Annotated in this window: 18 protein-coding genes; 10 read left to right on the top strand and 8 right to left on the bottom strand. The window is 59.6% G+C overall.

The annotated features are described in order from the left end of the window. Positions 1 to 13: 13 nt before the first annotated feature. The 3 genes from FHT77_RS08300 to FHT77_RS08290 all read left to right on the top strand — a co-directional run bounded on the left by FHT77_RS08300 (position 14) and on the right by FHT77_RS08290 (position 2,006). Positions 14 to 733, top strand: a complete 720-nt coding sequence (locus FHT77_RS08300) for a substrate-binding periplasmic protein (RefSeq protein ID WP_183754197.1) — start codon at positions 14 to 16, stop codon at positions 731 to 733. Positions 734 to 824: 91 nt separating this feature from the next. Next, positions 825 to 1,541 (top strand): aminoacyl-tRNA hydrolase, encoded by a 717-nt coding sequence (pth, locus tag FHT77_RS08295; protein WP_183754195.1) that lies wholly within the window; start codon positions 825 to 827, stop codon positions 1,539 to 1,541. Positions 1,542 to 1,544: 3 nt separating this feature from the next. Further along, positions 1,545 to 2,006, top strand: a complete 462-nt coding sequence (locus FHT77_RS08290) for a GNAT family N-acetyltransferase (protein ID WP_183754193.1) — start codon at positions 1,545 to 1,547, stop codon at positions 2,004 to 2,006. A 2-nt stretch (positions 2,007 to 2,008) separates the two neighbouring features. Here the strand turns inward: FHT77_RS08290 and FHT77_RS08285 are convergent, their stop codons facing one another. Further along, positions 2,009 to 2,392 carry a hypothetical protein gene (locus FHT77_RS08285; RefSeq protein WP_183754191.1) on the bottom strand — a complete coding sequence of 128 codons (384 nt, stop codon included), beginning with the start codon at positions 2,390 to 2,392 and terminating at the stop codon, positions 2,009 to 2,011. Positions 2,393 to 2,471: 79 nt separating this feature from the next. After that, positions 2,472 to 2,783, bottom strand: coding sequence for an ATP-dependent Clp protease adapter ClpS (gene clpS / locus FHT77_RS08280; protein WP_183754189.1), 312 nt, complete (start codon positions 2,781 to 2,783; stop codon positions 2,472 to 2,474). A gap of 180 nt (positions 2,784 to 2,963) precedes the next feature. Between clpS and ychF the strand changes: the two genes are divergently transcribed. The 3 genes from ychF to FHT77_RS08265 are packed head-to-tail and all read left to right on the top strand — an operon-like array spanning position 2,964 to position 5,018. Continuing rightward, positions 2,964 to 4,067, top strand: coding sequence for a redox-regulated ATPase YchF (gene ychF / locus FHT77_RS08275; protein ID WP_183754187.1), 1,104 nt, complete (start codon positions 2,964 to 2,966; stop codon positions 4,065 to 4,067). Positions 4,068 to 4,086: 19 nt separating this feature from the next. Continuing rightward, a complete protein-coding gene (locus tag FHT77_RS08270; RefSeq protein ID WP_183754185.1) occupies positions 4,087 to 4,557 on the top strand; it encodes a MaoC family dehydratase in 471 nt (156 codons plus the stop codon). Next, the gene (locus FHT77_RS08265; RefSeq protein ID WP_183754183.1) at positions 4,554 to 5,018 is read left to right on the top strand and encodes a MaoC/PaaZ C-terminal domain-containing protein; all 465 of its coding nucleotides are present in this window, start codon (positions 4,554 to 4,556) and stop codon (positions 5,016 to 5,018) included. Before FHT77_RS08270 ends, FHT77_RS08265 begins: the two co-directional genes overlap by 4 nt. A gap of 9 nt (positions 5,019 to 5,027) precedes the next feature. Here the strand turns inward: FHT77_RS08265 and FHT77_RS08260 are convergent, their stop codons facing one another. The 4 genes from FHT77_RS08260 to petA all read right to left on the bottom strand — a co-directional run bounded on the left by FHT77_RS08260 (position 5,028) and on the right by petA (position 8,476). Then, complete coding sequence (locus FHT77_RS08260; protein ID WP_016554708.1) at positions 5,028 to 5,570, bottom strand: adenine phosphoribosyltransferase; 543 nt, start codon at positions 5,568 to 5,570, stop codon at positions 5,028 to 5,030. Positions 5,571 to 5,686: 116 nt separating this feature from the next. After that, positions 5,687 to 6,580 carry a cytochrome c1 gene (locus tag FHT77_RS08255; RefSeq protein WP_183754182.1) on the bottom strand — a complete coding sequence of 298 codons (894 nt, stop codon included), beginning with the start codon at positions 6,578 to 6,580 and terminating at the stop codon, positions 5,687 to 5,689. A gap of 26 nt (positions 6,581 to 6,606) precedes the next feature. Next, a complete protein-coding gene (locus FHT77_RS08250; protein WP_183754180.1) occupies positions 6,607 to 7,884 on the bottom strand; it encodes a cytochrome b N-terminal domain-containing protein in 1,278 nt (425 codons plus the stop codon). A 13-nt stretch (positions 7,885 to 7,897) separates the two neighbouring features. Then, positions 7,898 to 8,476: a ubiquinol-cytochrome c reductase iron-sulfur subunit gene (gene petA / locus FHT77_RS08245; RefSeq protein ID WP_016554711.1), complete on the bottom strand. Its 579-nt coding sequence runs from the start codon at positions 8,474 to 8,476 to the stop codon at positions 7,898 to 7,900. A 282-nt stretch (positions 8,477 to 8,758) separates the two neighbouring features. On the opposite strand from petA, the gene FHT77_RS08240 reads away from it, so the two are divergent. Beyond that, on the top strand, positions 8,759 to 9,691 hold the full coding sequence (locus FHT77_RS08240) for an endonuclease/exonuclease/phosphatase family protein (RefSeq protein WP_183754178.1): 933 nt from the start codon (positions 8,759 to 8,761) through the stop codon (positions 9,689 to 9,691). Here the strand turns inward: FHT77_RS08240 and FHT77_RS08235 are convergent. Then, positions 9,647 to 11,566 (bottom strand): ABC transporter ATP-binding protein, encoded by a 1,920-nt coding sequence (locus tag FHT77_RS08235; protein ID WP_183754177.1) that lies wholly within the window; start codon positions 11,564 to 11,566, stop codon positions 9,647 to 9,649. The two genes, FHT77_RS08240 and FHT77_RS08235, sit on opposite strands and share 45 nt — an antisense overlap. A gap of 182 nt (positions 11,567 to 11,748) precedes the next feature. Between FHT77_RS08235 and FHT77_RS08230 the strand changes: the two genes are divergently transcribed. Then, positions 11,749 to 11,958, top strand: a complete 210-nt coding sequence (locus tag FHT77_RS08230) for a hypothetical protein (RefSeq protein ID WP_016554714.1) — start codon at positions 11,749 to 11,751, stop codon at positions 11,956 to 11,958. A gap of 60 nt (positions 11,959 to 12,018) precedes the next feature. Here FHT77_RS08230 and FHT77_RS08225 read toward each other — a convergent pair whose 3' ends face one another. Further along, positions 12,019 to 13,875 (bottom strand): ABC transporter ATP-binding protein, encoded by a 1,857-nt coding sequence (locus tag FHT77_RS08225; RefSeq protein WP_183754175.1) that lies wholly within the window; start codon positions 13,873 to 13,875, stop codon positions 12,019 to 12,021. Positions 13,876 to 14,258: 383 nt separating this feature from the next. Here FHT77_RS08225 and FHT77_RS08220 point away from each other — a divergent pair, with 383 nt between their 5' ends. Together FHT77_RS08220 and FHT77_RS08215 are read left to right on the top strand one after the other, a co-directional pair. Continuing rightward, entirely contained in the window at positions 14,259 to 14,720 is a 462-nt protein-coding gene (locus FHT77_RS08220) for a tRNA (cytidine(34)-2'-O)-methyltransferase (protein ID WP_183754173.1), read from the top strand. A 196-nt stretch (positions 14,721 to 14,916) separates the two neighbouring features. After that, the gene (locus tag FHT77_RS08215) at positions 14,917 to 16,563 is read left to right on the top strand and encodes a Na/Pi cotransporter family protein (RefSeq protein WP_183754171.1); all 1,647 of its coding nucleotides are present in this window, start codon (positions 14,917 to 14,919) and stop codon (positions 16,561 to 16,563) included.

Here is a 16,563-nt window from a genome sequence, read left to right as displayed (position 1 = left end):
GAAAGGCAACACCATGAAGAAACTGCTGCTTTTCACTCTTCTGGGCTTCGCTGCCGCGACCCACGCCATTGCGGCCAGCGTCACGCTCGCCACGGAAGAATACCCTCCCTTCAGCTATCGCGACGGCAAGGCGATCAAAGGCGCCTCAGTCGAACAAGTCGACAAGCTGATGAAGGACGCTGGGATCGATTACAAGATCGAGATGATGCCTTGGGCCAGGGCCTATAATCTCGCCCAGACGACACCTTTGAGCTGCGTCTTCACGACCGCTCACAATGCGAAGCGCGACCCGATGTTTAGATGGGTCGAACCCCTTCTGGTTGATCGCAACATCCTCATCACCCGATCAGGCTCCGGCGTCGTGGCACGCGACCTGGAAGAGGCCAGGAAGTACACGATCGGGACCCAGCGCGAGGACTACACGGAGACGACGCTGAAGGAGAACGGCTTCACCAAGCTGGACGTCGCCACCGATTTCAACGCCACATTGCGCAAGCTCCTCAACGGCCGGATCGACATGATGCCGATCTCTGAGATCTACTTCGCCAAACTCAAGGCAGAACAGCCGTTGGACAAGGTGACGGTGCTATCCTCACAGCAAATGGGGATTGCCTGCGAGAAGAACTTCCCAAGCGATTTGTTGACCAAGATGCAGGCTGCACTGGACAGACTGATTGCCGACGGCACACAGAAAACCATCTTCATAAAGTACGGCTTGAGCTCCGCGGACTAATTTTGCGCGTTTATGGCGGCTTCGCCTTGACTTTGGCGTCATTTCGCGATGGTGAACGCATAAAGCACATTTGCAAGGAAATAGACGAGCCATGCTGATTATCGCGGGCCTCGGCAATCCCGGTGGAAAATACGCCGGAAACCGCCACAACATCGGCTTCATGGCGGTGGATGCGATCCATCGCCGCCACAATTTTTCGCCTTGGTCGAAGAAGTTCAAGGCCGAGATCGCCGAGGGCGAGATTGCGGGCGAAAGAGTGCTGCTCATCAAGCCGCAGACCTACATGAACCTCTCCGGCGAAGCTGTCGGCGAAGCCATGCGCTTCTACAAACTGCAGCCCGCCGACCTGGTGGCGATCTATGATGAACTCGACCTGCCGTCGGGCAAGGCGCGCCTGAAGACGGGTGGCGGCCATGGCGGCCACAACGGCATCAAGTCGCTGGACGCCCATTGCGGCAGGGAGTATCGCCGCCTGCGCCTCGGCATCGGCCATCCGGGCGTCAAGGAATTGGTGCAGCACCACGTCCTCGGCGACTTCGCCAAGGCCGACCAGGCCTGGCTCGAGCCGCTGCTCGATGCGCTCGCCGACAACGCCGACATGCTTGTTCGAAAGGAAGACTCGCAGTTGATGAACAAGCTGGCGCTTGCCGTTGGCGGCAAGGCCGAAGAGGAAAAGCCGAAGTCCGAAAAGAAGCCGGCGGCGAAGTCCCACATCCACCAGGCTCGCAATCACAATCAGCCAAAGCTGCCGGCAACCGGGCCGATGGCCGAAATGCTGAAGAAGATGTTCGGCAGCAAGGGTGACTGAGCCATGCCGACCGGCGAACTCGTCATCCGCGCCGCCGAGATAGGCGACCTGCCGGAACTACTTGCCCTCTACCATGAGCTCAACCCGGCTGATCCGGCAATGGATCGCGCGCACGCCGAAGAGCGGTTCCAAGCGATCCTCGCACAACCTGGCATGACGATATTCGTCGGACTCGCGAGTCAAACCGCCGCGTCGTCGGTGACGCTGATCATCGTTCCCAATCTGACCCGGAGCGGCGCGTCTTATGCTTTCATCGAGAACGTTGTCACGGCCGCCGACCACAGGCAGCGCGGCTATGGCCGCGCCTTGATCAACCACGCGGTCGAAACCGCGTGGAAGGCCGGCTGTTACAAGGTGATGCTTCTGACCGGCTCGAAGGATCACGCCACGCTACGCTTCTACGAGAACTGCGGCTTCACACGGGACAAGACTGGCTACCAGATCCGGCGACCGGCGGACGACTGAGCTCATAGCAATCCAACTGCGTGCAGCCTGAAGAGAAGAAGGTTCCAGATCCACAGAATGCCGCTGTCGATCAACCAGGCCACGGCAATGGAGACGCCTGGGGAAAACAGCATGGCCAACAGCCCGCCAACCACGCTCAACATGCAGGAAATGCGGAAATTCTTGAGGCTGTCGAGACGATAATAGCCGGCGTCGTCATATTCCGTCCCGAAGAGCAGATCCGGCAGATCGTAACCGGACGATAGCGGCAGGTCCATCAACGGCCGGTCAGTCACCCGATCAGGGAGAACGTTAAAGACGGCCCGGCAAACATGGCCGATCGCACCAAGAAGCGCAAAAAGCCCTGCGGCCACGAGATAGTGCCATGTTGCTGCTTCCCCTTGCATGAACGCCCCCACCGATGCGGGCATTCTGCCGGAAAACAGCGGATGTCGAATTAACGAGGCTGGTTAAGAAATTGCCGACCTATTCCTCGGGCTCAGCCGTCAACATCAACGGGAAACCGGCGTCCTTGGCGTAGTCCATCGCTTCCTTGACCTTGGTCTCGGCGATGTCCTTGGTGCAGACCACAACCACGCTTGATCCCAACTTGTGGGCCGTCATCATCACGCGATAGCCAGTCTCTTCGCTCATGCGGAAGACGGCCTTGAGGATCATCACTACGAATTCTCGCGGCGTGTAGTCGTCGTTGAAAAGGATGACCTTGTAGAGCTTCGGCCGATCCAGCTTCGGTTTCGACTTCGTCTTCGGTTTAAGGGTAATATCGTTGTCACTCATCGGAAACCCACCCGTTGATGACATGGAGAGGCGAGAACAGTTCGCCGATACCTATATTGCGCCACGAAGCCTGGCCTTCAACCCTCGGAATGCAACAGAGTTGCGCGAAAAGCTTGACCGCAAGGCGCGTTTTATCCCATAGCCAGCACCAACGAATTCAAGAACAGCAGGTTTCAGGCCATGGGCTTCAAATGCGGTATCGTCGGTCTGCCGAATGTCGGCAAGTCGACCCTCTTCAACGCGCTCACCAAGACGGCGGCGGCGCAGGCGGCGAACTATCCCTTCTGCACGATCGAACCGAACACTGGCGAAGTCGCCGTTCCGGATCCCCGTATGCAGAAACTGGCGGCAATTGCCGGCTCCAAGGAAATCATTCCGACCCGCATCTCCTTCGTCGATATCGCCGGCCTGGTGCGCGGCGCCTCGAAGGGGGAAGGTCTCGGCAACAAGTTCCTCGCCAACATCCGCGAAGTCGACGCCGTCGTGCATGTGCTGCGCTGCTTCGAGGACGACGACATCACCCACGTCGAGGGCCGCATCAACCCGGTCGGCGATGCCGATACGATCGAGACCGAGCTGATGCTTGCCGACCTCGAAAGCCTCGAGCGCCGCGTGGAGCAGACGCGCAAGCGCGCCACGGGCAAGGACAAGGAATCAATGGCGCAGCTGCCGGTCATGGAAGCCGTCATCAAGCTGCTGAACGAAGGCAAGCCCGCACGCCTGCTCTTGAAGACACTGGCGCCCGAGGAGATAGAGATCCTCAAGGGCCTCAACCTGCTGACGTCTCATCCAGTGCTCTATGTCTGCAACGTCGCCGAAGCCGACGCTTCGACCGGCAACGAGCATACCAAGGCCGTCGCCGCCATGGCCGAACAGCAAGGCGCCGAATGCGTCATTATCTCGGCGGCCATCGAGTCGGAGGTGGCCCAGCTTCCCGAAGAGGAAGCAACGGAGTTCCTATCGGCGCTCGGCCTCGAGGAAGCCGGCCTCGACCGGCTTATCCGCGCGGGCTACCACCTGCTCGACCTGATCACCTATTTCACCGTCGGCCCCAAGGAGACGCGCGCTTGGACGATCGTGCGCGGCACCAAGGCACCGCAGGCGGCCGGCGTGATCCACACCGACTTCGAACGGGGTTTCATCCGCGCCTTCACCATCGCCTACGACGATTACATTAACTTCAAGGGTGAAGTCGGCGCCAAGGAAGCAGGCAAGGGCCGCGACGAAGGCAAGGAATACGTGGTTCAGGACGGCGACGTCATCCACTTCCGCTTCAACACCTGATCAGCAACGGCCGGGGAGATTGGGCCGCATGAAACTTTCCTACGAAGACTTCGAGCTGGGCCGACGTTTTACGCTCGGCCCGCGGACGGTCACGGCAGCAGAGATCATCGAGTTCGCGCGTGAATTCGATCCCCAACCGATGCATGTCGACGAAGCGGCTGGCCGCGCGAGCATTCTCGGTGGGTTGGCGGCATCCGGCTGGCACACTTCGGCACTCTTCATGCGTATGATGGCGGATAGTTTTCTCGTCGACTCGTTCTCCCAAGGCGCCCCCGGCGTGGACTTTATGGAATGGCGCAAGCCCGTTCTGGCTGGCGACACGCTCTCCGGCCATTCGACGGTTGTCGAGACTCGCACACTGCGCTCGAGGCCCGGCATCGGCATGGTCAAGTTCCGCCACGAGGTCGAAAATCAGAAGAACGAACTCGTCTGCGCGTCGGAGAACTCGATCATGTTCGTCATGCGTGACGTGCTGGAGAAAACAGCATGATCATGGCCGAGCGTTACGCCAGCGGTGAAAAAACTGAAATCGGCAGCTATGTGTTTACGGCCGAGCGGATCGTCCACTTTGCCGAGCGCTTCGACCCTCAACCGTTCCACCTGGACGCGGAAGCTGCAAAGACTACCCTCTTTGGTGGTCTGTGCGCATCGGGATGGCACACCTGCGCGGCATGGATGAAGACCTTTGTTGCCTACTGGAGCGCGGAAAGCGCGCGACTGACAAGCGAGGGCATCGAGCCCCCGACGCTCGGTCCCTCGCCCGGCTTCCAGAAGCTGCAATGGTTGCGGCCGGTCTTCGCCGACGAAGAAGTGACCTACTCCGTCACCTTCCTCTCAAGCCGCCCCCTGGTGTCCCGCCCGGGGCGTCGATTGAACACTATTCTGTGCGAGGGAACGATCGACGGTACGCCGGTGGTTCGGTTCGAAAGCACGGTCATCGAATTTGAATAGTCGCGGGCCTCAATGGCCCGCAAATTCCACCAGCGTCCGGACATCCACGCCAAGGTCTTCGAGCTTTTTACGACCGCCAAGATCCGGCAGGTCGATAACGAAACAGGCGGAAACGACCTCCGCACCCATCTGGCGGAGGAGTTGCGTAGCGGCGACGGCGGTTCCGCCGGTCGCAATCAGGTCATCAACCAGGATGACCTTTTCGCCGGGCTCCACGGCATCCCTGTGCATCTCCATCTCGTCGACACCGTATTCAAGGCTGTAGGCGACGCGCACCGTGTCGCGTGGCAGTTTGCCTTTCTTGCGGATCGGTACGAACCCTGCCGAAAGCTGGTGGGCAACCGCACCACCCAGAATGAAGCCTCGCGCTTCGGCCCCAGCGATCTTGTCGATCTTCATGCCGGCATAGGGCTGGACCAGTTCATCGACCGCGCGGCGAAACGCGCGTGGATTGCCGAGAAGCGTCGTAATGTCACGAAAGATGATGCCGGGCTTTGGGTAGTCCGGGATGGAGCGGATGCTGGCCGCAAGCTCCGAAATCGTATTGCTCATGGATTATCCATATTCTGCAGGGCTTCAATTCCGCGCACCCTACCAACTGCCACTCTCGGAACCAACAAAAAAGGCGGCCCGAAGGCCGCCTTTCCCTAGGCTCTGGAACAAAGCGCTTAGTGTTCCTTGTTCGCGTAGACCGAACGCTTGGTCAGGTAAATCAGTCCCGTGAAAATCACGAGGAAGACCATGACCATGAAGCCGGTGCGCTTGCGCTCTTCGAGATGCGGCTCTGCGGCCCACATCAGGAACGATGCGACGTCCTTGGCGTACTGGTCGACCGTCGCCGGCGCGCCATCGTCATAGGTGACCTGGCCGTCCGACAGAGGCTTCGGCATCGCCAGTGCGGCAGCGCCAGCGAAGTACGGGTTGTAGTGAGTTCCCTGAGCCACCTGGACGCCGGCTGGCGGCTGCTGGTCGTAGCCGGTCAGCAGCGAATAGATATAGTCGGGACCACCTTCCTGATAACCGCCGACAAATGGGATCATGTCGAATAGGAACTGCGGGAAGCCGCGCTCGATGCCGCGCGCCTTGGCGATCAGCGAGAAGTCCGGCGGCGCCGCGCCATTGTTGGCCGCTGCCGCCGCTTCGTGGTTCGGGAACGGCGACGGGAAGTAGTCCGACGGAATGGCCTTGCGGGTGAACATGTCACCGCTGGCATTCGGACCGTCCTGAACCTCGTAGTTGGCGGCAAAGGCCTTCACCTGGGCATCCGAGTAACCCAACGCCCCGAGCGTTCTGAAGGGCACAAGGCTCATCGAGTGACAGGCGGCGCAGACTTCGGTGTAGACCTTCAGGCCGCGCTGCAGCTGCCCCTTGTCATAGTGACCGACCGGGCCCGCAAATGTCCAATGCTCATGCTTCGGATGGAGCAGCGGAAAATGTGGCGTCTCGCCTTCGGCATGTTTTGCCGGCTCGGCGCCGTTCGAGGCCGCTTCCTGGGCGAATGCTGCGCCGCTCAATCCTGCGACGACAGCAAACGACAGGAGGCTTGTAACAAGCTTTTTCATGTTTCTCTTCCCTTCCTGCCGCACTCTCAGGCCTTGACCGGCTCAGCAGCCGCCGCCTTGTTGCGCTTTTCCAAAACCGCTTCGGTAATTGAATTTGGCAAGCGGCGCGGTGTCTCGACGAGGCCGAGAACCGGCATGGCAACCAGGAAGAAGGCGAAGTATAGCAGCGTGCAAATCTGCGAGATGGTGGTGTAAAGGCCTTCAGCAGGCTGGGAACCGAGCCAGCCAAGAACGATCGCATTGGCGACGAACAGCCAGTAGAACAGCTTGTACCACGGGCGATAGGCAGCCGAGCGAACCTTCGAGGTATCGAGCCAGGGCAGGAAGAACAGCACGATGATCGCGCCGAACATGACCAGAACGCCTGCGAGCTTCGAGTCGATCGGCCCGATGTTGAACGTGATCGAACGCAGCATCGCGTAGAACGGCAGGAAGTACCACTCGGGGACGATGTGGGCAGGCGTCTTCAACGGATCAGCCGGGATGTAGTTGTCCGGGTGGCCGAGGAAGTTTGGCATGTAAAAGACGAAGTAGGCGTAGACTAGCAGGAAGATCGATACACCGAGCGCGTCCTTCAGGGTCGCGTAAGGCGTGAAGCGAACGGTATCCGTCTTGGTCTTGACCTCGACGCCTGTCGGATTCGTCTGGCCAACAACGTGCAGCGCCCAGATATGCAGGACCACGACGCCGGCAATGACGAAGGGCAGCAGGTAGTGCAGCGAGAAGAAGCGATTCAGCGTGGGGTTTTCGACAGCGAATCCACCGAGCAAGAACTGCTGGATCCACTCGCCGACCAGCGGGAATGCCGAGAAGAAACCGGTGATAACCGTCGCACCCCAGAAGGACATCTGACCCCAGGGCAGAACGTAGCCCATGAAGCCGGTCGCCATCATCAGGAGGTAGATGAGAACGCCGAGGATCCAGAGGATTTCGCGCGGCGCCTTATAGGAGCCGTAGTAGAGACCGCGGGCGATGTGCAGATAGACTGCAACGAAGAAGAACGACGCGCCGTTGGCGTGCATGTAGCGCAGCAGCCAGCCGTGGTTCACGTCACGCATGATCTTTTCGACGGAATTGAAGGCAACCGTCGTTTCCGCGGCGTAGTGCATGGCAAGCACGACGCCCGTCAGGATCTGCACGACGAGCATGACCGCAAGCATGGCGCCGAAAGTGTAGGCATAATTTAGGTTTCGCGGAACCGGATATGCGACGAAACTGTCGTAGATCATGCGCGGCAAAGGCAGCCGCGAATCGATCCACTTCTCGAGGCCGGTTGATGGCTCGTAGCTGGAATGGCCACTCATAAATCAGTCCCCCTCAACCGATCTTGATTACTTTATCGGAAATGAATGAATAGGTCGGGATCGCCAGGTTCTGCGGTGCCGGACCTTTGCGAATGCGGCCGGCCGTATCGTAGACCGAGCCATGGCAGGGACAGAACCAACCATTGTATTCGCCAGCTTGGCCGAGCGGGATGCAGCCGAGATGGGTGCACGAGCCGATCATGACGATCCAGTTTTCCTTGTCCTTACCGGCGGAACGGTCGACGCCCGTCGCCTGCGCGTCGGAAGGCAGGTTGGCGTTGCGTGCAACCGGATCCTTCAGATCGGACAGCGGAACTTCATCGGCGGCCTTCACTTCCTCAGGCGTACGGTTGCGGATGAAGATCGGCTTGCCGCGCCACTTGGCGGTCAGCGACATTCCAGGCTCGAGGCTGGAAACGTCGACTTCGATGGATGCCAGAGCCAATGTCGAAGCATCCGGGCGCATCTGATCGATAAACGGCCATGCGACCGAAACGGCGCCAACGGCGCCCGCCATACCAGTGGTGAGATAAAGGAAATCACGGCGAGTGGGCTCACCCGTGATCTCGCTTGTCGTTTCGTGTTCGCTCACGGCTTAAACCATCCTCTACGCAATTTTTGCGGAACTCCGCCCTTCCCCTCGCGGCGGCGAATCTGTCGCGACACAATTCGACCATAGATTCCCCACCAATCCGGCGCGTTCTAAGCTTGATCGCAAATTATGTCCAGCCTTGGCAAGACCATGTGGGCACAATGTCGCGGGAATTTTCAGATGATTTTCGAAGACAATCACATGCTTGCCACAGTTGTGCGTTGCACCAATTCGCGCCCCATGCTAGCGACGGTCTGAAGCTTCCCTCTTCCATGTCCGGCGATGAAAGACACTTTATTCTGCTTAGCGAGTGTCCTCCTTTCGCTGTTGCTGGCGCTGATGTCGCTGCGCTACGTCACGCACGTCTGGCTTCTGGCCTTTGTCTATAGCTTTCAGATCCATTTTGCCTTGGCGGCGGTCGCAGGGTGTTTGATCCTTCTGGTGCTCAAGCGCCACTGGTACGCCTACCTGCTGCTCACCATCGCGGCGATGCTGCTGGGACATGGCGTAATAATGCTGAGAGAATTCGCGGCCACGCCCGCGAGTACAGAAACGCGGCCCTCTTTCAAGCTGATGTCCTTCAACATCGAGCACGAGAATTTCGCCAATGCGGGTCGCATTGCGGATTTCATCATCGCCTCGAACGCGGACGTCGTGAACGTCCTGGAGGCCGCGCCGCTTCGCCCTCACATCGCCCGTCTGGCCGCCACATATCCCTATCATATAGGCTGCGGTGCGGAGACCAACGAATGCGACACGCTCGTGCTTTCAAAGCGCCCGTTTGTCGACAAGAAGGTGAGCAGCCTGGGCGATCTGTGGCGCAACCGGCTGACACGCTCAGCGATCGACTTCGACGGCACGAAGATCAATTTCCTCGTTGCCCACCTCGCCAAGCCTTATTTCGACGACTTCCTGACAGACGAACTCTTCGATCTCAGATCCATGGCAAGCGCGATCGATGGCCCCCTCGTTCTTGCCGGCGACTTCAATTCCGCGATTATCGACCCACGTATTCAGCGCTTCATGCGCGAAACCGGGTTTCAGACCGTCTTTCCGGAACCGGCGAGCTGGCCGATCAAGGCGGTCCGCTTCGGCATCAGCATCGACCACGTTCTCGCCCGCCCGCCGCTGCGGCTGAAGTCGCTCAAGCGCATCGAAGACAATATGGGATCAAACCACTTTGGCCTCATGGCCGAGTTTACCATCGACCGGTGAAGCAGGAGTCGGCGCCTCGATATCGGTGGCGAGGAATCCACCGGATTGCCGGGCCCAGAGTTCTGCATAAAGACCTCCGCGCTTCAACAGGGTCTCGTGCGTGCCCTCCTCTATGATCTCGCCCTCATCGACGACAATCAATCGATCGAGCGCGGCGATGGTCGAGAGCCGATGCGCGATGGCGAGCACGGTCTTGCCTTCCATGAGGCCGATCAGATTGGATTGGATCGCCTCTTCCACCTCGGAATCCAGCGCCGAAGTCGCTTCGTCGAGAACGAGAATGGGCGCATCCTTCAGCATCACGCGCGCAATCGCAATGCGCTGGCGCTGGCCACCGGAGAGCTTCACACCTCGCTCCCCGACATGAGCCTCGAAGCCCCTGCGGCCGTTTTGGTCCTGCAGCCGCTCGATGAAGGCAAGCGCTTCCGCCCGCCGCGCCGCCTCGACGAGACGCGCTTCGCCCGCGTCGGGGCGACCGAACAGGATGTTGTCGCGAACCGAACGGTGCAGCAGTGACGTGTCCTGGCTGACGACCCCGATCTGCATGCGGAGGGACTCCTGCCTGACGGCGGCAATATCCTGGCCGTCGACCAATATCCGCCCACCTTCGACGTCGTAGAGGCGCAACAACAGGTTTACCAGAGTCGACTTGCCCGCCCCGGAGCGGCCGACGATGCCAACCTTTTCTCCTGGCTCAATAGTGAGCGAAAAGTCGTCGATGACGCCGCTTTTCCTGCCATAGTGAAAAGAGACATTCTCAAAGCGGATGCCGGGCCGCCGGACAACGAGGTCGCGGGCGTCGGGCCGATCGACCAGCCCCAGCGGCTGCGAAATCAACTCGGCGGCATTCTGAATCGTGCCAAGGTTGCGCATGATGCCGTTGAACTGTGTCATCAACCGGCCGAGAAGGAAGTTCAGACGCAGCACGAGGGCCAGCGAGAAAGCGACGGCGCCGGAACTCACGAGGCCTGCCAGCCACAGATGCACGCTGAGGCCGGCCATCATGACGATCATGATGCCCGACAGCAGTGCCATCGAGGCACGTACACCGGTGATGAAGCGCGTGAACCGCAGCACGGTGTGCTGATAGAAGTCGAAGCCTTCCCGCATATAGCGGTCGCTCTCCTCGTCCCGCGCAAACAGCTTGAGGGTCTGGATGTTGCTGTAGGCATCGACCATGCGCCCGTTGATCATCGACGCGGCTTCAGCCGTTTCCCGGGAATGAAATCGGATGCGCGGCACGAAATAGCGCGCGAGAACGCCGAATACGCCGAGCCAACAAAGCACGACTGCGGCAAGTGAGAAGTCCAGCCGGGCGACGAGCACTAACGTCGTCGCTGCATAGATGCCAACGAACCAGACGCTCTCCATGAGCGATGTCACGAGATCGCCCGTGGCCTGGCCGGCCGACCAGACCTTCGTGACCACTCGGCCGGAGAAATCGCTTTGAAAGAAGGAGAGCGATTGCCGCGAGACATGCAGGTACGATTGCCAGCGCGCCAGATTATAGAAGCCGGGCGTAATCACCTGCTGGTCCACCAGCGCAATCAACAGCGCAACGACAAAGCGGACGATACCGATAAGGACGAGCATACCGAACAGTTCGGCGCCATGCGCGGCAAGGAGACCGCTCCAGCCTTCCGCCGGCTTGATCGTCGCAAGTATGTCCACGAGCCGTCCGACGAACCAGAAGAGCGCCGCTTCTATCGCCGCCGACATCCCGCCGAGCACGAGCATCGCAACGAAGGGCGCCTTAGCCTGGCCAATATAGAACCAGATGAATCCCGACGTTGAGCGCGGCGGCTGAATGTTTTCTCGCGTCGCAAAGGGATTAATCCAATTTTCGAAGGCATGGAGGAGTCGTTTTATAAGCATAAATGCGATATAGGCTTATTAGCCAGAGCGGGAAAGCAACGGCTCCAGGGCGCAACCTTATATTTTCGTAACAATCGGTAACAACAGCGGCATCGCTGTTGAATGCGACTGACCCCGCCACAATCTCGGGGTACAATGGGTTTTTACGGGAGACGGCCGCGATGCAAGCAAGGAAGACAGTCATGTCAAGTATTCCGCTGCCCCTTGCGGAACGACTTGATGCAATCGTCGAACAGCTGGAAATATCTTACGACGAGGCTATCGCCGAGGCGATCTCTGTGTGGGTCGATCGCGAGGAAGAGCGACGTCTGTTCGCGTTGCGTGCGCTTGCATCGACCAACAGCATGCTTGTCGAAGGAAACCGCGTGAAAGACTGGGCTGACAGCCTCTGAACCGACATCCATGCGCGAAAAATTGAAGCCCTCCCCGCATCCGCAGGGAGGGCTTCTGGTTTATTCGGCCGCCTCTTCGCTCTCTTCCGAGTGATCTGCCAGGAAGCCGCCGGATTGGCGGTTCCAGAGGTCGGCGTAGACGCCGCCTTGCTCGACAAGTTCGGCATGCGCGCCAGCCTCGATGATCTTGCCCTTGTCGAGCACGATCAAGCGGTCCATCTCTGTCAGCGTCGACAGGCGATGCGCAATGGCAATCACCGTCTTGCCTTCCATCAACGCAAACAGGTTCTCCTGGATCGCTGCCTCAACCTCGGAGTCGAGCGCCGATGTCGCCTCGTCGAGCACCAGGATCGGCGCGTCCTTCAGAAAGACGCGGGCGATCGCGATGCGCTGGCGCTGACCGCCGGAGAGCTTCACGCCACGCTCGCCAACCTGCGCGTCGAGCCCCTTGCGGCCCTGCATGTCGGAAAGCCCTTCGATGAACTCCCAGGCATTCGCTCGCTTGGCGGCCTCGATGATCTGGGCATCGCTCGCCTCCGGGCGGCCATAGGCAATGTTGTCGCGGATCGAACGGTGCAACAGGGACGTATCCTGTGTCACGACGCCGATCAGTTCACGCAGGCTCTCCTGCGACACAGCCGAGATGTCCTGTCCATCGATGGTGATGCGGCCCGCCTCCAGGTCATAGAAGCGCAGCAGCAGGTTCATCAGCGTCGTTTTGCCCGCGCCGGAGCGACCGACAAGACCAACCTTCTCGCCCGCCTTGATGTCGAGGGAGAGATTGTCGATGACGCCTTTGCCCTTGCCGTAGTGGAAACGGATGCGCTCGTAATGGATTGCACCCTTCTTCGCCGACAGTTGCTGCGCGTCAGGCTTGTCGACGATGTCGTGTTTCTTTGTCATCATCTCCATGCCGTCATAGACCGTGCCGATGTTCTCGAACAGCGCCGAGACTTCCCACATGATCCACTGCGACATACCGTTGACGCGCATTGCAAGACCAATGGCGATGGCGATCGCGCCGACCGAGATCTGTCCGTTCAGCCAGAACCAGATGGACAGGCCTGATACAACGAAGAGGGCCACGCAGTTGTTCATATAGACCGCTATATGAAACAACGTGACGCGGCGCATTTGCGAGTGGACGGTTCCTAGGAACTCCTCCATGCCGCTCCGCGCATAGGTCTCCTCACGGCCGGCATGTGAGAACAGCTTGACCGTCGCGATGTTCGTGTAGCTATCGACCACCCGACCGGTCATCATCGAGCGCGCGTCCGCCTGCTGTGCCGCGATCTTGCGAAGCCGCGGCACGAAGTAGGAAACGATGCCGATATAGACGGCGAGCCAGACGAGGATCGGCACCATCAGCCGCACGTCGGCGGCCGCGATGACGATAATCATCGACAGGAAATAGGTGACGACATAGACGAAGACGTCGAGGATCTTCATCGTCGTTTCACGAACCGCAAGCGAGGTCTGCATCACTTTCGTCGCAACGCGTCCGGCGAACTCGTTGGCGAAGAAAGTCATGCTGTGACGCAGCAGGAAACGGTGCATCTGCCAGCGTGCGATCATCGGGTAGTTGCCGAGAAGCACCTGATGCATGATAAGCGAGTCCAGGCCGGCTGCCAGCGGCAGACCGATCAGGATCAACGCTCCCATCCACGCGAGCCTCGGCCACTCCGTCTGCAGGAATGTCGCCTTGTCCGCCTTGGTCAGCCAGTCCACGATGTCACCGAGGAATTGAAAAAGTGCCACCTCGCCGACGGCAATCAGCGCCGTCAGGACCGCCATGATGGCGAGCCACGGTGCTGCCGGCTTCGTGTAGTGCCAGCAAAATGCAAAAAGGCCCTTCGGGGGAGCAACCGGCTCCTCACTGGGGAAGGGATTGAGTCGCTGTTCGAACCAGCCAAACATGAAAATGCTCCGAAACTTCGCAGTTCCGGCCTCCCGGCTCGCGCAAAAAGGCGCTTGAGCTCATATGGGAACCGGACGTTCACGGGGCGAGGCCACGACAGCCGCGCAATGGATTAGAAATGGGAATTCAGGAAAGAAATGGCACTAGGCGTGCCAGATCGCCACTCGCGGGTTCACGCGTCGAGAGCGCATACGCGGCAACATTTCCATCTGGCGCTCCCTTCTGGCGATTAAAAGATGTGCACCCTTAACGCGAAACAAGCTCAATTTCCAGTCCCGACGGGCCGGAAATTGAACATTTATCGGCCAAAATGCGTCCTGTTGCGCCAAAATCACAGTTGCAATAGGTGTCTCTCGAGAAAACAGAAACGACGACATTCGCGATGGCCGACCTCAGACTAGCCCTTTATCAGCCCGACATTCCTGGTAACACCGGCACGATCTTGCGGCTTGCCGCCTGTCTCGGCTTTGCCGTTGACATCATCGAGCCTGCGGGCTTTGACATATCGGATCGCAATCTCAAGCGGGCCGGGATGGACTATATCGCTGCTGCAGCCCTCACCCGCCACGTCAATTGGGATCGTTTCGAAAACTGGCGAAAGTCTACCGGCCGCCGCCTCATACTGGCATCCACCAAGGCGGCCGAACGCTACACCGACTTGCAGTTCCGCACCGACGACATTCTCCTGTTCGGCCGCGAGAGCTCCGGCGTCCCCGATCACGTGCACGCAGCAGCAGACGCCCGGATACTTGTCCCGATGATGGAAGGCCAACGCTCCATCAACGTCGCGGTCTCGGCTGCGATGATCGTCGGAGAGGCCATGCGGCAGACCGTCTGGCGTTGACTTCTGACCTCGCTGACGCAAATGCCGATGCAGCCTTAGAACATGTCGCAAACGGCGTTGTGAATTTTTCCAAGCGGCGTATAGTTTTTAGCCGGACAATGAACTCGCTGCCCGGAAATCTATGTTTTCAACCACTTGACAAAGAGAGATTCGAACAGAACGACGCTTGTTGTCAAAAACGCAAGAGAAAGGCAGCATGGAATCCACGATCGTTATGATCAATCTGTTTGGCGCGGTAGCTCTGCTGCTGTTCGGCCTTGCACAGGTGAAGGACGGTGTTTCCCGAGCGTTTGGAGCGCGGTTGCGCACCGGCCTTGCCACCGGCACGCGCAGCGGCCTCCGCTCGTTCGTGTCAGGCTTCTTCGCGACGATCGCGCTGCAGAGTTCGACGGCGACGGCGCTGATGGTCGCCTCTTTCGTCGAGCGCGAATTGGTGAAGCCGCGCATGGCGCAAATCGTTCTGCTCGGTGCCAACGTCGGAACCGCCGTAACCGCCTGGATCGTCGCCACCGGCATCGAGTGGCTGTCGCCGCTGGTGATCCTTGCCGGCACAGTCCTGCATCGCAGCGGCTCGTCGTCGCGCCAGAGCGGTGGCACGGCGCTGATCGGCATCGGCCTGATGCTGTTGTCGCTGCATCTGTTGAGCAGCGCCACCGAACCGATGCGGCAGTCGCCGGCGCTCGGCGCCTTCATCTCCCTGCTCGACAATGCCTGGCCAGTCGCATTGGCCTTTTCCGCCGCCATCGCCTTCATTTCCTCATCGAGCCTTGCCGCCGTCGTCCTCATTCTCTCGCTGGCTTCGACGGGCATCCTGTCCGCAGGATTGATCATCGTGCTGGTGCTAGGCGCCAATCTCGGCGGCGCCATTCCGCCCGTGATCGCCTCACTAGCCGGGCCCGCGGCGGCCAAGCGGGTCACGCTCGGCAATCTGATCGTGCGTGCCATCGGCTGCCTGATTGCATTGCCGCTTGCCGGCTACGGCGCGGATCTGCTCGGAACATTGCCGCTGACGCAGGCAAAACTACCGGTCGATGCGCATCTCGCCTTCAACCTTATGCTGGCAGCGCTGGCCTGGCCGTTCTCTCGCCCCCTCTCGCGGCTCATGCTGAGACTGGTACCGGAAGAGGCCCAGCCGGACGGTGGGCCACGGTATCTCGACCAACACGAGCTGGCGACGCCGGTCGTTGCGCTTGCCAGTGCGACGAGGGAGGTCCTCGGCGTCGGCGATCTGATCGAACGCATGCTGATACGCGCGTCGGATGCCTTCGAGGCCACCAATCTGGAGAATCTCAAGGAAATCCCGTCGCTGGAAAGGCGGGTCGACAGCCTGCAACAGGAGGTAAAGGTCTACCTTTCAAAGCTCGGCCGTGCCGGTCTGAGCGAAGAGGACGGTCGCCGCTCGATTGTGATTATCGACTACGCGATCAATCTCGAACACATCGGTGACATCATCGAAAAGGGCCTCATGCCGCAGGTGACCAAGAAGCTCTCGCTCGGCCTGAAGTTCTCCGAAGAAGGCTATGAGGAACTGAGGAAGCTGTTCCACCTGACGATCGACAATCTGCGGATTGCCCAGACGATCTTCGTCACTGGCGACTTCAATCTCGCTCGGCAATTGATGGAGGTGAAGGTCGAGGTTAGGCGAATGGAGAAGCAATCCTCGGAGCGGCATCTGGAACGCTTGCGCGATGGCCGCGCCGACAGCCTTCAAACAAGCTCGCTCCATCTCGATATGCTGCGCGACCTGAAGCGGATCAACGCCCACATCGTCTCCGTCGCACACCCAATCCTGGACGAGAGCGGCCTCCTGATTGAAAGCAGGCTCAAAGGTGCGGCTGAATAG

Source organism: Rhizobium sp. BK181, assembly GCF_014193305.1.
Taxonomy (GTDB): domain Bacteria; phylum Pseudomonadota; class Alphaproteobacteria; order Rhizobiales; family Rhizobiaceae; genus Rhizobium.
Note: the sequence above shows the minus strand (reverse complement) of the source record. Positions and strands in the feature narration are given on the sequence as shown.